The organism is Streptacidiphilus rugosus AM-16 (assembly GCF_000744655.1).
Lineage (GTDB): Bacteria > Actinomycetota > Actinomycetes > Streptomycetales > Streptomycetaceae > Streptacidiphilus > Streptacidiphilus rugosus.
Genome location: NZ_JQMJ01000004.1, coordinates 161,601 through 175,795 on the forward strand (window position 1 = coordinate 161,601; position 14,195 = coordinate 175,795).

Annotated in this window: 13 protein-coding genes; 6 read left to right on the forward strand and 7 right to left on the reverse strand. The window is 72.7% G+C overall.

Features of this window, described 5'->3' with window-relative positions; genetic code table 11:
* Positions 1–139 precede the first annotated feature (139 nt).
* Positions 140–661, forward strand: coding sequence for a hypothetical protein (locus BS83_RS45290; protein ID WP_157597100.1), 522 nt, complete (start codon positions 140–142; stop codon positions 659–661).
* Between the two features lie 55 nt (positions 662–716).
* Here BS83_RS45290 and BS83_RS09500 read toward each other — a convergent pair whose 3' ends face one another.
* On the reverse strand, positions 717–1,292 hold the full coding sequence (locus tag BS83_RS09500) for a DUF6817 domain-containing protein (protein WP_037603400.1): 576 nt from the start codon (positions 1,290–1,292) through the stop codon (positions 717–719).
* Positions 1,293–1,462: 170 nt separating this feature from the next.
* Here BS83_RS09500 and BS83_RS09505 point away from each other — a divergent pair, with 170 nt between their 5' ends.
* The gene (locus BS83_RS09505) at positions 1,463–2,365 is read left to right on the forward strand and encodes a LysR family transcriptional regulator (protein WP_037603401.1); all 903 of its coding nucleotides are present in this window, start codon (positions 1,463–1,465) and stop codon (positions 2,363–2,365) included.
* A 108-nt stretch (positions 2,366–2,473) separates the two neighbouring features.
* Here the strand turns inward: BS83_RS09505 and BS83_RS09510 are convergent, their stop codons facing one another.
* Positions 2,474–3,241: an anti-sigma factor gene (locus BS83_RS09510; RefSeq protein ID WP_037603402.1), complete on the reverse strand. Its 768-nt coding sequence runs from the start codon at positions 3,239–3,241 to the stop codon at positions 2,474–2,476.
* Positions 3,238–3,861: a sigma-70 family RNA polymerase sigma factor gene (locus tag BS83_RS09515; protein ID WP_269664845.1), complete on the reverse strand. Its 624-nt coding sequence runs from the start codon at positions 3,859–3,861 to the stop codon at positions 3,238–3,240. The genes BS83_RS09510 and BS83_RS09515 overlap by 4 nt, the downstream gene beginning before the upstream one ends.
* A 249-nt stretch (positions 3,862–4,110) precedes the next feature.
* Between BS83_RS09515 and BS83_RS09520 the strand changes: the two genes are divergently transcribed.
* Positions 4,111–4,902: a ferritin-like domain-containing protein gene (locus BS83_RS09520; RefSeq protein WP_037603403.1), complete on the forward strand. Its 792-nt coding sequence runs from the start codon at positions 4,111–4,113 to the stop codon at positions 4,900–4,902.
* A 40-nt stretch (positions 4,903–4,942) separates the two neighbouring features.
* Here BS83_RS09520 and BS83_RS09525 read toward each other — a convergent pair whose 3' ends face one another.
* The 4 genes from BS83_RS09525 to BS83_RS09540 all read right to left on the reverse strand — a co-directional run bounded on the left by BS83_RS09525 (position 4,943) and on the right by BS83_RS09540 (position 10,488).
* Entirely contained in the window at positions 4,943–7,231 is a 2,289-nt protein-coding gene (locus BS83_RS09525; protein ID WP_232248677.1) for a beta-xylosidase/alpha-l-arabinosidase, read from the reverse strand.
* 161 nt (positions 7,232–7,392) lie between these two features.
* Positions 7,393–8,172 (reverse strand): carbohydrate ABC transporter permease, encoded by a 780-nt coding sequence (locus BS83_RS09530; protein ID WP_051945302.1) that lies wholly within the window; start codon positions 8,170–8,172, stop codon positions 7,393–7,395.
* 53 nt (positions 8,173–8,225) lie between these two features.
* A complete protein-coding gene (locus BS83_RS09535) occupies positions 8,226–9,185 on the reverse strand; it encodes a carbohydrate ABC transporter permease (RefSeq protein ID WP_037603404.1) in 960 nt (319 codons plus the stop codon).
* A gap of 19 nt (positions 9,186–9,204) precedes the next feature.
* On the reverse strand, positions 9,205–10,488 hold the full coding sequence (locus BS83_RS09540; RefSeq protein WP_037603405.1) for an extracellular solute-binding protein: 1,284 nt from the start codon (positions 10,486–10,488) through the stop codon (positions 9,205–9,207).
* Positions 10,489–10,742: 254 nt separating this feature from the next.
* Here BS83_RS09540 and BS83_RS09545 point away from each other — a divergent pair, with 254 nt between their 5' ends.
* The 3 genes from BS83_RS09545 (at position 10,743) to BS83_RS09555 (ending at position 14,151) form a co-directional block, all read left to right on the forward strand.
* Positions 10,743–11,771, forward strand: a complete 1,029-nt coding sequence (locus BS83_RS09545) for a LacI family DNA-binding transcriptional regulator (protein WP_232248194.1) — start codon at positions 10,743–10,745, stop codon at positions 11,769–11,771.
* A 234-nt stretch (positions 11,772–12,005) separates the two neighbouring features.
* Positions 12,006–13,424 carry an endo-1,4-beta-xylanase gene (locus BS83_RS09550; RefSeq protein WP_037608559.1) on the forward strand — a complete coding sequence of 473 codons (1,419 nt, stop codon included), beginning with the start codon at positions 12,006–12,008 and terminating at the stop codon, positions 13,422–13,424.
* A gap of 100 nt (positions 13,425–13,524) precedes the next feature.
* Positions 13,525–14,151 carry a polysaccharide deacetylase family protein gene (locus BS83_RS09555; protein WP_198035198.1) on the forward strand — a complete coding sequence of 209 codons (627 nt, stop codon included), beginning with the start codon at positions 13,525–13,527 and terminating at the stop codon, positions 14,149–14,151.
* Positions 14,152–14,195 lie beyond the last annotated feature (44 nt).

The following is a 14,195-nucleotide window of genomic DNA, read 5'->3' on the forward strand; positions in this document are numbered from 1 at the left end:
GCCTGCTCAGCACCGCCTTTCCCGAGGATCATCGCAGGATCGTTTCGCTCCGCCCCGGTCAGAGCCGGATTCAGGCAGCCTCGTCACGTCTCCACCAGGCCACGTTGACTCCGCTCCAGGCGAATGCTTCCGTGACGACGTGACCTACTACGGTTGGAGCGGGCGAGCGCGAGGCGGCCTCGCTGCGCTCTGCATCGCGACGCCCGCTGCGCTGTTCGTCGGAACGGCCACCGGGTGGACCCGGTCATGGCTTCACCTGCCGCTCCCGGCATCCTGGGCACTCGCCGTCCTGGCTGCCTCGGTGGGGCTTCCGCTGGCCTGGTGCTGCACTCCGTCAGGCCTGCGCAACGGACAGAACATCATGCTGCGCTCCTACCGGCGTGTGGGACTGGCCGAGACGGAACGTGTTCTGCTGGGGTGGGTGCCTCCACAGCGGGCCGGCGGCCAACTGTACAACCTCGGGCTGCTCCTGGAGCGGGAGGGAGACCTCGACGGTGCCGAAGCCGTGTACCGGCGCTCGGCGGAGGTCGGCTTCCCGGCCGGGATGTGGAATCTCGGGCACCTCCTGAGGCGGCGCGGCGAGGATCCAGCGGGGCGTGAACTCCTCGACCGTGCGCTCGCCATGGGCTTCGACCCGAACCGACTCCAGCGGACCAGGTAAGCAGACCCCGCCGGGACCGACACGGGCCATCGCCGACGGCGAACATCAGTGCAGGTCATCCCGGTCGTCGTGCGGCCGGGCCCAGTTGGCGTGCGCAGGCGTCCCACGCTGGGGCGGAGAGCAGGTCGCGGGCCTCGGTGAAGAGGCGGTGCAGGGCGGGGCCGTAGTGGGTGGCGAGGTCGGGGTTGTGGGACAGGACGTCGAGTTCGTTGGCGACGGTGATCTCGACGAAGGCGCGGAGGTCGGGCTCCGTGGGGGTGTGCTCGCAGCCGTTGAAGCGGTCACGGAAGACGACCGGCCGGTCGTTCGCCAGCCGGCGGTGGACGACGCCGCGGTCGCAGCTCGCGTAGAGGTGGACCAGTGCCTCGGCCCGGGCACCCACCACCTGGGCCAGCAGGGGGCGTTCGTGGATGCCCATCAGGGCGTGGTCGAATCCGTCGGTGCCGTACATCGCGTGACAGAGCCCGGCCAGCTGCACATCGGGGTCGGCGCCCCAGTCGGCGAGCAGGCGGGCGACGCGGTGCAGGTGGTCAAGGAGCGTGCCGCCGGGGTGCGGCGTCTCGGCGGCGCCTCGTTCGCGCAGCAGACCTTCCGCGGCGGGCTCGGCCGCCGAGCGTGCGTCGGACCGCATCAGCTCTCCACCTCCAGGGTCGCGTTCTTCGCGTGGCGGGTCGACACCCGCCGGTCGTGCACGACCGGCGGGTTGTCGCCCTGGGCCCTGCAGCCATCATTGAGCGTCCGTCAGATCCAAGTCAATCAACGGATTCACTCGCAGTGCCCCAAGCGATAGCTTGGGTCGCCGTGACTCTCGACGATCTCCGCGTCTTCGCCGCGGTCTGCCGGGCCGGCTCGCTGAGCGGGGCGGCCCGCGAGCTCGGCTGCACACAGTCCGCCGTGAGCCAGCACGTGAAGAGGCTGGAGCGGGAGCTCGGCCTGAGCCTGCTGGAGCGGCACACGCGCGGGGTGGTTCCGACCTCGGCCGGGCAGTTGCTGCACGCGGGGGTCGCCGAGGGCCTGGGCAGCATCGACCATGCGCTGCGCCGGCTCGGCGAGGCCGCACGGGCCGAGAGCGGATCGGTGCGGGTCACCACGGGCGCCACGACCGTCCGGCACTTCATGGCGGCGGCCGTCGTCGACTTCCGGCGGCGGTTTCCGCGGGCCAGTCTGGAGTTCCAGACCGAGACCTCCAGCCGCGGCTGCTTCGACGCGCTCGCCGCCGGTGGCGTGGACCTCGCCTGGATCACGCTGGGGCCGACGGATCGCGCCGTCGAGCAGCGTCCCGTGGTCGAGGTCCCCTGGGCACTGGCCGTCTCGGTGACGAACCCGCTCTCCGCCAGGGACCGTGTCGAACCGGCCGACCTCCAGGACGTCCGGCTCATCGGGCTGCCGCAGAACTCCACGTCGCGCCTGCAGCTCGTCGCCCGGCTCGCGGAAGCCGACGTCCGGCCGGTGTTCGACACCAGCGTCGTCGACTGGGACACCGCGATCCTGCTGTCCGAGCTCGGGCTGGGCGTGGCCGTCGTCCCCACCCTTCCCGCCTGGACCGGCCCCGGTCATCCGGACCTCCGCCTGATCCCCCTCCCTGCGCTCCCCCCGCTCAGCATGGGCTGGGCGGTCCGGAGCTGGGACGCCCTCTCCCCGCTGGCGCGCGCGTTCACCGAAACCGTCGCCGACCACTGCGCTCGGCAGACCGCGGACGGATAGCGACGCGTACGGAGCCGCCCGCCGTCGCCCCCGCGGTGCCGGGACCCGAGCGGGGTTCCCGTCGGCCGGACGGACCGGCCGACGGGAGCCACGCCGGCTGTCACCTCGTCACGCGGCGGGGAACCGCATCAGGGCGATCGGGGCCGAGGTCGGGTGGAGCGAGCCTCCGGCCGGTTCGACCGTGATGCCCATGCCCGCGGCGTTCCCGACCTGGCCGGCGAGCAGGACCGTCTGGTCCGGGGCGGCCGGGGTGACCAGGCCGGCCGGTCGCATCGTGCCTGCGTCGTCGTACCAGAGCTGGTAGACCTTGCCGTCCGCCAACGCGGGAAGCCCGGAGGTGTGGAAGACCGCGCGGCCGACGCTCGGGGACTCGACCACGCTGGCGGTGACGCCGCCGGCCAGGGTGCCGCTGACGGTCTTGGCGTCGGGCGCGGACAGAACGGCGGCGATCTGCCGCGCCTGGGCCTCGGCCTGCTGCGCCTGCTGGGCCTGCCGGTGCGCGTCCTCCGCCCGTTGGTACTGCCAGACCGCTACGCCTCCCAGTGAGAGCCCGATCGCCACACTCGCCGCGAGGGCGAAGCGCGAGGCGCGGCTCAGCGAGCTGCCGCGCGTCCGGCGCTGCCCGGGCAGCGTCTCGACCCGGGGCGGCTCCTGCCGGGTCTGGGCGACCCGGCCGAGCACCCGCTGCCGGAGCTCCGGAGGCGGGGTCACCTCGACGGCCAGGGCGAGTCTGGCGCTGGTGGCCAGGAATTCGCGGACCTCGGTGGAGCAGGCCTCGCACTGGGCGAGGTGCTGCTCGAACGCGTCGCGTTCGGAGGCGTCCAGTGCGCCGAGGGCGTAGGCGCCCGCGAGCATGTGCAGGTCGGCGGCGGTCATGCGGTCACCCCCAGGCAGTCGCGCAGCCGGATCAGGCCGTCGCGCATCCGCGCCTTCACCGTGCCGAGCGGCACGGCCAGGAGTTCGGCGACCTCCCGGTAGGTGAGTCCGCGGTAGTAGGCGAGGACGACCGACTCCCGCTGCGTCTCGGTGAGCGCGCGCAGGCAGCGGCGCACGAGTTCGCGTTCGAGCCGGTGGTCGACCTCGTCGCTGACCTGGTCGTAGGCGGGGGTGCGGTCCAGCAGGGCGGCCTTGTGCTCGCGGTCGGTGGCCGCCTGGGCGCTGCGGACCCGGTCGACGGCGCGGCGGTGGGCGATGGTGAGCACCCAGCTCATGGCGCTGCCGCGGTCCGGCCGGAACCTCGCGGCGGTCCGCCAGACCTCGACCAGGACCTCCTGGGCGACCTCCTCGGACTGCGCGGGATCGCGGACCACGCTGCGGACGATGCCGAGTACCGGGCCCGCGATCCGGTCGTAGAGCTGGGCGAAGGCGTCCTGTTCGCCTCTGGCGGTCAGCACCAGCAGGTCGTCCGGCTGGGGGGCGGCGGGCCCCGGTGTGCCGAGGAAGACGGGTTCGTCGTCCCTCCGGCCTCCGCGGGCCTCTCCCCTGGGTTGCTCCACGGCACGCTCCGTCATTCGGGTGTCTCGGGCGGTGCACGGCACGCGGCCGTGCTCCGGCGGTGAGTGAGGTCGTCAGTGATTCGGCGCCGGTGGGGCGGTGGATGGGTGCCGCTGGAAAGAATCTTCCTCCTTCTCCGCCGACGTCGTCGCGGCCCTCACCCGGTCGGCGTCCGCCGTGTGGTGCACCCGTCGCAGCGTGCGCAGCCTGGAGGGAAGGTCTGCGGAGGGCCCGGAAGGTGGGTGAGTGCGGTGTTGACGGCGAGGAGCGTGTTCCAGGAGATCCTGGACGACGACGAGGCGTTCCGGCTCTTCTGCTCGATCGCCGCGAGCGGCGAGTCGCAGGGCGGGTGGGAGAACGGCCGCATCGCGGCGCTGATGCCCCCGGAGCTCGGCTATCTCGCGCCGCGGGTCACCCGGCACGGCGCGGACGAGGACAAGCACGGACGGATCTTCAACGCGCTGCTGCACAAGCGTGGCCTGACCCCGGTGCCGGTCCCGCCGGAGACCGACTACACGGCGCTGCTGGAACAGGGCGGCATCGGTCTGTCGCACCGGACCCTGCGCGGCGACCGGCCGCTGACCTCCGACGAGGTGGTGACCTACCTCGCCCACAGCCGCGTCACCGAGCAGCGGGCCTCGGAGCAGATGAGACTGCTGGCGCGCTACTTCGGCGACGACCCGGACATCGGCCGCGCGGTCCGGATGATCTGCCACGACGAGGACAACCACCTCGCGTACTGCCACGAGGAGCTGCTCCGCCTGGCCGCGGCGGGCCTTGGCCGCCGGATCAAGGACCTGCTGGACGCGAGCGCGGCGGCGGAGATCCGGGTGTACCGGGACGTCAGCCGCGCGGTGATGCGGCGGATGGCGGAGCTGCTGCGCTGGCCGAGGGCCAAGTCGGCGGTGATCCTCACCGGGATCGACGGCGTCTACGCCTTCGAGCGGCTGGGCGGCTGGCGGCGCATGGTCAGCCTCCGTCAGCCGGCCGTCCTCGGTGCGCTCGACGGGCCGGCCCCGCACCCGGCGACGGACTTCGCCTGACCTGCGAGCCGAGGCGGAGCCGGGTGAGGGCCGGTGGGGGTCAGGCGTCGGCTTCGACGGTGATGGCGGCGTGGAGGCGGCGGGTGTGGTCCACGTGGCGGACCGGGCCGGTGAGGGTGAGGGGGGCGGTCAGGCGCGGGTCGGTGCTGGAGGCGGCGAGGCGGAGTTCCAGCGTGCCGGGTTCGACGATCCTGCGGCCGTCGCGGCCGGTGAAGGAGGCCAGGTCCGCGGGGACGGCGATCCGCAGGCGCGCCGTTTCGCCGACGGCGAGCGGGACGCGGCGGTAGCCGACCAGGCGCTGGACCGGCTGGACGACCGAGGCGACCGGGTCGTGCAGGTAGAGCTGCACGACCTCGGTGCCCGGCCGCTCGCCCACGTTGCGCACGGTGAAGGCGAGGTGGAACTCGCCGTCCGTGTCCGTCTCGGCGCGGTCGATCCGCAGGTCGGTCCAGTCGAAGCGGGTGTAGGTGAGGCCGTGGCCGAAGGCGTAGGCCGCGGTGGGGTCGGTGCTGGAGACGTCGGTCGCCTGGCCGAGCCTGGCGGCGAGGTAGGTGGAGGGCTGGACGCCGGGGCGGCCGGGGACGCTCACGGGCAGTCGGCCGCTGGGGTCGACGCGTCCGCTGAGCACGCCGGCCAGGGCGCGCGAGCCGGCCTCGCCGGGGAAGAAGGACTGGAGGATCGCGGCGGCCTCCGCCGTCGCGCGGCCGAGCGCGTAGGGGCGGCCCGCGGTGAGGGAGAGCACCAGCGGGGTGTCGGTCCCGTCGAGTGCGTCGAGCAGGGTGTCGAGCAGTCGCTGCTGCACGCCTGGCAGTGCCAGTGATTCCACGTCGCACCCCTCGCCGCTGGTGCCGCGCCCGAACAGGCCGGCGCGGTCGCCGAGGGCCAGGACGACCACGTCCGCGCCGCGGGCCGCCCGGACCGCCTCGGCGAAGCCGGAGGTGTCGGAGCCGTCGACCGCAGAACCGGCGGCGGTGACGACCTCGGCGTCGGGGAACTCGCGGCGGATCTCCTCCAGCAGCGTCGGCAGTTCGATGCCGAGCGGCACGTCGGGGTGCTGCCCGCCGACGTGGACGGGGAAGGCGTAGCAGCCCAGCAGCGCGTGCGCGGTGTCCGCGTTGGGGCCGATGACGGCGATGCGGCCCGGGCGCGAGGGGCCGAGCGGCAGGACGCCCTCGTTGCGCAGCAGGACGACGGACTCCTCGGCGATCCGCTCGGCCAGGGCGCGGTTGGCCGGGGGGTCCAGGTCGATGCGGCCGCGCAGGTCGGCCGCGGCCGGGACGTCGGCGAGCGCGGCGGGCAGCGGGGTCCAGTCGGGGTCGAGCAGGCCGAGCTCGGCCTTCTGGACGAGCACCCGGCGCAGGGCCCGGTCCACCAGCTCCTCGGGGACGGTTCCCGCCTCGACGGCGTCCTGCAGCGGTTGTCCGAAGGTCCGCACGGTGGGCAGTTCGACGTCGACGCCGCTGGCGAGGGCGGTTCCGGCGGCGTCGGACCAGTCCGCGGCGACGCCGTGGAGCAGTTTGAGGAAGGCGACGCCGAAGTAGTCGGAGACGACCGTGCCGGTGAAGCCCCACTCCTGGCGCAGCAGTCCGGTCAGCAGGGCCTCGTCGGCGGCGGAGGGGATGCCGTCCGTGTCGGTGTAGGCGTGCATGACCGAGCGCGGCCGGCCTTCGCGCAGCGCCATCTCGAACGGGGCCAGGATGACGTCGGCGCGCTCGCGGGCGCCCATCCCGACGGGGGCGTGGTTGCGCCCGGCGCGGGATGCGGAGTAGCCGGCGAAGTGCTTGAGCGTGGCGACGACGCCTGCGGACTCCAGGCCCTGGACGTAGGCGGTGGCGACGGTGCCGACGAGGTAGGGGTCCTCGCCGATGGTCTCCTCGACGCGTCCCCAGCGGGCGTCGCGCACGACGTCGAGGACCGGGGCGAGGCCCTGGTGGACGCCGACCGCGCGCAGGTCCGCGCCGATCGCCCGGGCCATGGTGCTGACCAGGTCCGGATCGAAGGAGGCGCCCCAGGAGAGCGGGACCGGGTAGGCGGTTGCGCCCCAGGCGGCGAACCCGGCCAGGCACTCCTCGTGGGCGAGCGCCGGGATGCCGAAACGGTTGGCGCCGGCGATGCGGCGCTGGGTGCGGGCCAGCGAGAGCGCGCCGAGGGCGGGGTCGACGGGAGCGGTGCCGAAGGGCCTGGTCAGCTGGCCGAGGCCGTGCGGCAGCAGGTCGTCCAGGTCGACGGGCTCCTCCAGCTCGTGCTGGTGCGGCGCGACCTCCCCACCCTCGGCGGAGGCGCCGACCCAGACGCCGACGAGCTGGGCGAGCTTCTCGCGCAGGGTCATCGCCTCGATCAGGGCCTGGGCGCGCGTGGCCGGGTCGAGTCCGGTGTCCTGCCACCGCGGCAGCGTGGTGACCTCGGCGTCCCCGCGGGTGGGGGCGGGCTCCGTGCGGACGGGCTCGGTGCGGGCAGGCTCGGTGCGGGCAGGCGGGTTCACGGGCTCTCTCATTTTCCGCCGACCCCCATCAGCCCCTGGATCAGGGCGCGGCGGGCGAACAGGTAGACGACGAGGACGGGCAGCATCGACAGGACCACGGCACTGAGCAGGCCGGGGGCGTCGACGCCGTGCTCGGTCTGGAAGTTGTACAGACCGAGGGTGATGACCTTGGTGGAGTCGGACTGGGTGAGCACGAGCGGGAAGAGGAAGCCGTTCCAGGCCTGGAGGGCGGAGAAGACGACGACGGTGGAGAGCCCGCTGCGGGAGAGCGGCAGCACCAGCTGCCAGAAGACCCGCCAGGGGCTCGCGCCGTCGACGGCCATCGCCTCGTACAGCTCGGGGGTGATGTCGCGCATCGCGCCGGTGAGCACGAGCGTGCAGATGGGCAGCGAGAAGGCGGCGGTGGGCAGGATCACGCCGAGCAGGTTGTCGTAGAGGCCGGCCTTGCTGATGACGTAGAACATCGGCACGATCACGGCCTGCGCCGGGACCGCGAGGCCCAGCAGGAAGGTACGGAACACCGTTCCCGTGGCGCGGCTGCGGCTTCTGACGATGGCGTAGGCGAGCGGCGGCACCAGCAGCAGCACCAGGGCGACCACGCTCGCGGTCACCACCAGCGTGTTGACGAAGTCCTGGCCGAAGCCGCCGGAGAAGGCGTCCAGGTAGTTCTGCAGGGTGAGGTGGGAGGGGAAGCTGAGCGGTCCTGCGTTCGCGTAGTCGGACTGGGTGCGCAGCGTCGTCAGCAGCAGGACGTAGAGCGGCACCCCGACCAGCAGCAGCCAGACCATCGAGCCGAGCCCGGCGAGGTAGTTGGGGCGTCGGGCGGTGGCGTGTCGGCGGATCACAGGCCCTCCACCGTGCTGCGCATCCGGTCGTAGCCGGAGAGCCGTACCACGGCCAGCGAGATGACCGTCGCGACGACGACCAGGACCAGGGCGACGGCCGAGGCGCCGCCGAAGTCGAAGCTCTTGAAGCCCTGTTGGTACATGTAGTAGGCGCTGATCGTGGTGTCGGTGCCGGGCCCGCCCTGGGTGAGGATGAGCACGGTGTCGAAGGTGGTGAGCCCGCCGACGACCATCAGCACCATCGAGGTGATGATCGTGTTGCGCAGCTGCGGCAGCGTGATGTGGAAGAACTGCCGCACCCGTCCGGCGCCGTCGATGGCGGCCGCCTGGTAGAGCACCTGCGGCACGGCCCGCGCGCCGCCCTGGTAGATGAGCGTGTGCAGCGGGGTCCACTGCCAGGCGCCGACGAAGGCGAGGACGCCGATCGAGCCGGCCTGGCTGCCGAGCAGGTTGCCGTCGCCGAAGAGCCAGCTCGCCTGGGCGGGGATGCCGAAGTTGGGGTCGAGCAGGGCGCGCCAGAGGACCGAGACGGCGGTGGCGGAGAGCAGCAGCGGTACGAAGTAGATCGCGGACAGGATCGCCCGGTTGCGCTGGTGTCCGGCCGCCCAGACCCCGAGCAGCAGGCTGATCGGGGTCTGGACGACGACGCCGAGCGTGGTGAGCAGGGCGCTGAGCCAGAGGCTCTTGATCATGACGGGGTCGTGCCAGAGGGCGGTCCAGTTCGCCAGTCCGGCCGGCTGCGGCGAGCCGATGCCGTTCCAGGTGGTGAAGGAGAGCACCGCGACGAGCACGAGCGGGACGATCGCGAAGAGGGCGAAGAAGGCGGTGGCCGGTGCCGCCCAGGCCAGGCCGGGGCGGGTGACCCCGGCCCCGCCCCGGGCCCGGCGGCGGCCCGCCGCCGCGGCGGGGGCGGGCGGCGCCGGAGCGGGGGCCGGGGCGGCGGAGATGCTGGTCATGGGTCCCACGGCTCCTTGTCTACGAGGTGGGCAGGGCCTGCATGGCCTTGACGAAGCCGTCGGTGTCGAGCTTCCCGTCGAAGAACTCCTGGACGGCCTGGTGGATCGGGGTGATCGCGGACGGCGGGTAGGCCTGGTCCCAGGAGAGCTGGAACGAGGGCGCCTGCTTGACCAGGTTGTACTGGTACTGCGAGTAGGCCGGGTCGGCGGAGCCGCTGAGGAACTGCGGGGTGTTCGTGGTGGTGGGCAGGTTGCCGATGCCGAGCTGCGCCTTCACGAACTCGTCGGAGTACATGAGCTTGAGGAACTGGGCGACGGCGTCCGGGTGCTTGGTGGTCTTCAGCACCGAGTAGAAGTTGTTGGTGTTGCCGACGACGTCGTTCGGGTCGCCCGCACCGCCGGTGACGGTCGGGAAGGCGCTGTAGCCGAGACCGTTCTTGGCGAAGTCCGGGTCGTTGGACTGCTGGGTGGAGTACTCCCAGGAGCCCATCAGCTCGAAGGCGGCCTTGCCCTTGGCGAGCAGCGCGGGGGAACCGCCGTCGGTGTACTTGACCGAGTCGTAGTTGCTGCCGAAGGCGCCCGCGTCGATGAGCTGCTTGAGCATCCCGAGGGCCTTGCGGCTCTCCGGGCTCGCCCAGGCGGTGGCGTCACCGCCGAGCGCCTTCTGGAAGAGGCCGGGTCCGGCGACGCGGTCGTAGGCGTACTCGAACCACATCAGGGTGGGCCACTGGTCGCCGCCGCCCAGGGCGATCGGCGTGACGCCCTTGGCCTTCAGGGCGTGCACGTCGGCGAGCAGGTCGTCCCAGGTGGCGGGCGGGGTGAGGCCGGCGTCGGCGAGGGTCTTCTTGTTGTCGAAGAGCAGCACCGGCTGGGTGCCGCGCATCGGGACGCCGTAGGACTTGCCGTCGATGACGGCGGTGTTGAAGACCGAGGGCAGGAAGTTCGCCTTCAGCCCGGGGTCCTTGGCGATCATGTCGTCCAGGGGCAGCAGCAGTCCGGCCTTGACGAAGGGGGCGATGCTGCCGCCGCCCCAGTTGAAGAAGACGTCCGGTGCCTGGGACGTGGTGATGACCGTCTGGAGCTTGGTCTGGTAGTCCGCGCCGGGGATGGTGTCGAGCACGGCCTTGACCTTGGAGGTCTTGTTGAAGGTGTCCACGAGCTGCTTCTCGACGGTGTTGCCGGCGTCGCCGTAGACCAGCACGTGGATCACGCCCGCTCCCCCGCCCGAGGCTCCGGCGGAGCTGCCGCCCGAGCCGCAGCCCGCGGTCAGACCGATCACGAGAGCGGAGGCCGCCGCGGTCATCGCGGCCCGGTTGAATCCTCTGGTCGTTCCGCCGCGGGTGGCGCCTCTGAAAGGTCCCATCGCCTGACCGTCCTTCGATTGTTTCGGAGTCATTGCCGAATGTTGTGGGGAAACCTAGGCCCGGCTTCCGGGGCCGTCAAGGGTCCGTACGCGCCCGCCTCGTTGCGCACCGGCCTCACCCAGGGGCTACCATCCGTGCCGTGAGCTCTTCCGTGGCACGGAATTCGCAGGCACGAACGACCGAGGAGGGGCCCGTGACGGGGACGGCGACATTGGCGGAGATCGCCCGGGAGGCGGGCGTCTCGGCTCCGACTGTTTCGAAAGTCCTCAACGGGCGCGCCGACGTGGCCCCGGCCACCCGCGAGCGCGTCGAGGAACTGCTGCGGGTGCACGGCTACCGGCGCCGCCGCAGTGCGACGCAGGCCGCGCCGCTGCTCGAACTCGTCTTCCACGAGCTGGAGAGCGCCTGGGCCATGGAGGTCATCAGGGGCGTGGAGAACGTGGTCCGCGAGGAGGGCCTCAGCGTCGTGCTGTCCGAGTCCTCCGGGCGGCTCAGCCTCGGGCAGTCCTGGGTGGACGGGGTGCTGGCCCGGCGTCCGACCGGCGTGGTGCTGGTGCTGTCCGGCCTGGACCGGGCCCTGCAGGAGCAGCTGACCAGCCGGGACATCCCCTTCGTGGTGATGGACCCGGCCGGCGACCCCGGCCAGGAGGTGCCCGCGGTGGGCGCGACCAACTGGCACGGCGGCCTGGCCGCCACCCGGCACCTGCTGGAGCTCGGCCACCGGCGGATCGGCGTCATCGGCGGGCCCACGGGAATGATGTGCAGCCGCGCCAGGATCGACGGCTACCGCGCGGCGCTGGAGACCGCGGGCGTCGCCTTCGATCCCGGCCTGGTCCGCGACGGCGACTTCCACCACGAGGCGGGCTACGCGGCGGGGCTCGACCTGCTCCGGCTCGCCGACCGGCCGACCGCCGTCTTCACCGGCAACGACCTGCAGGCGCTGGGCCTGTACGAGGCGGCGCGGGAGCTCGGCCTGCGGATTCCCGAGGACCTGAGCGTGGTCGGCTTCGACGACCTGCCGCTGGCCCGCTGGGTCGGGCCGCCGCTGACCACGGTCCGTCAGCCGCTGACCGAGATGGCGGAGGTGGCCACCCGGATGGTGCTGGACCTGGCCCGGGGCGTGCAGCCGAGCACGGTGCGCGTGGAACTTGCGACCAGTCTGGTGGAGCGCAGCAGCACCGCCGCGCCCGCCGGAGCAGCAGGAACCGCAGGCCGCCGCTGACGCGCACTGCCGCACGCCGCGCGGGGCGGCCTGCGTCGTGACGGGGGCCGCCCCGCGCACCGTTGACGGGTCGACGACCTGGCCCTAGGGTCTGCGCTTGCATTCGGCAATTCTGTCGAAAGTTTCGACGCGTCGAAAGGACCCGCCGTGTCCACCCGCACACGCACTCCTCAGCGCGACTTACCGCCGGACGACGGACGCCCGCACCCCCGCGGCCGGGGCCGACGTCCGTTCCTGGCCGTCGCGGTCGCCGGTCTCGCCGCCGGGGCGCTGCTGGTCACCGGACTCGCCGCCGAGGCCGGCTCCGCCAGCGCGGCCGGCAGCGCCGGACTGAAGACCCTGGCCGAGGCGAAGGGCCGCTACTTCGGGACCGCCCTGACCCAGTCCAACCTGTCCGTTCCCGCGCTCACCGCCGTCGCGGCCGCCCAGTTCGACATGGTGACCCCCGGCAACGAGATGAAGTGGGACACCACCGAACCCTCGAACGGCAGCTACAACTTCGCGCCCGGGGACCAGATCGTCTCCTACGCCCAGTCGATCGGCGCCAAGGTGCGCGGTCACAACCTGGTCTGGCACAGCCAGCTGCCCTCCTGGGTCAGCAGCCTGCCGACCGCCCAGGTGCAGGCCGCCATGGAGGCCCACATCACCACGGAGGCGACGCACTACAAGGGCAAGGTCTACTCCTGGGACGTCGTCAACGAGCCGTTCAACGAGGACGGCACGCTGCGGCAGGACGCCTTCTACGCCGCCATGGGCAGCGGCTACATCGCGGACGCGCTGCGCACCGCGCATGCGGCCGACCCCGGGGCCAAGCTCTACCTGAACGACTACAACATCGAGGGCGAGAACGCGAAGAGCGACGCGATGTACAACCTGGTCTCCTCGCTCAAGGCCCAGGGCGTGCCCATCGACGGCGTGGGCCTGGAGAGCCACTTCATCCTCGGCCAGGTCCCCTCCACGCTGCAGGCCAACATGCAGCGGTTCGCCGCGCTCGGCGTGAACGTCGCGGTCACCGAGCTCGACGACCGGATCCAGTTGCCCGCGAGCAGCGCCAACCTGTCCCAGCAGGCCTCCGACTACGCGGCCGTGGTCAACGCCTGCCTGACGGTGACCGGCTGCGTGGGCGTCTCGCAGTGGGGCGTGGGCGACGCGGACTCGTGGATCCCCGGCACCTTCTCCGGCTACGGCGCGGCGACCATGTACGACAACAACTACCAGCCGAAGCCCGCGTACTCGGCCGTGGTCACGGCCCTGGGCGGATCGACGTCGAGCCCGTCGGCGTCGGCCTCCGCGTCGGCCTCGCCCTCGCCGTCCGCGAGCGCGACGGGGTCGGCCGGCGCGTGCAAGGTGGCCGACGTCGTGAACGCGTGGAACACCGGACTGACCGAGAACATCACCCTCACCAACACGGGCAGCACCACGATCTCCGGCTGGTCGCTCGGCTTCACCCTGCCGGCCGGGCAGACGGTCACCTCCGCGTGGAACACCACGATCACCCCGGCGAGCGGAACCGTCACCGGGGTGAACCTGAGCTACAACGGGACCCTCGCTCCCGGCGCCGCCACCACGATCGGATTCCAGGCGACGCACACCGGGAACGCGGCCGCGCCCGCGGCCTTCACCCTCAACGGGAGGTCCTGCACCGCGGGCTGACCGGTCGGGCTTCCCCGTCCGTCTCCCTGTCCGTCCCCCACTCGTCCGGCGGCGGCCTCCGGGCCGCCGCCGCCCCCCACGACCTCGTCGAGGAGCACACGTGCCCGCCACCCCGCCCGCCACCACCGTGATGCTGACCTTCGACGACGGCCCCGATCCGCGTTCGACCGACGCCCTGCTCGACGCGCTGCTCGCCGCCGGGCAGCGGGCCACCTTCTTCGTCCTCGGCGAGCACGCCGCCCGCCATCCCGGACTGCTGCTGCGCCTGCACGCCGCCGGGATGTGGCTGGGCAACCACACCTACACCCACCCCCACCTCACCCGGCTTCCGCCCGAACGGGTGTGGGCCGAGATCGACCGCACCCAGCGGACGCTGCTGGCCCTGACCGGCGTCGCGCCCACGGTGTTCCGCCCGCCCTACGGCGAGACCAGCCCCCGGATCCGCACGATCGCGCGCTCCCTCGGCCTGACCGAGACGCTGTGGGCCACGGACACCCGCGACTGGGACGGCGCGGACGCGGACGTGATCGTGGGCCGGGCCGCCACGACGGTGGAGCCCGGTGCGATCGTGCTGATGCACGACGGCGGTTACCGGAGCACGGTGCAGGCGCTGCCGCGGGTGCTGCGCGAGCTCGCCGCGCGGGGCCTGGAGACCGGGCCGGTGCCGGGCGCGCTGCCCGGTCCGCCGACGGGGTCGCCGCGGGTGGCCTCGGTCGTGACCGACTGACGGCGCTCGCGGGCGAGGACCGTCAGTCGGACCGGTTCGGTGGC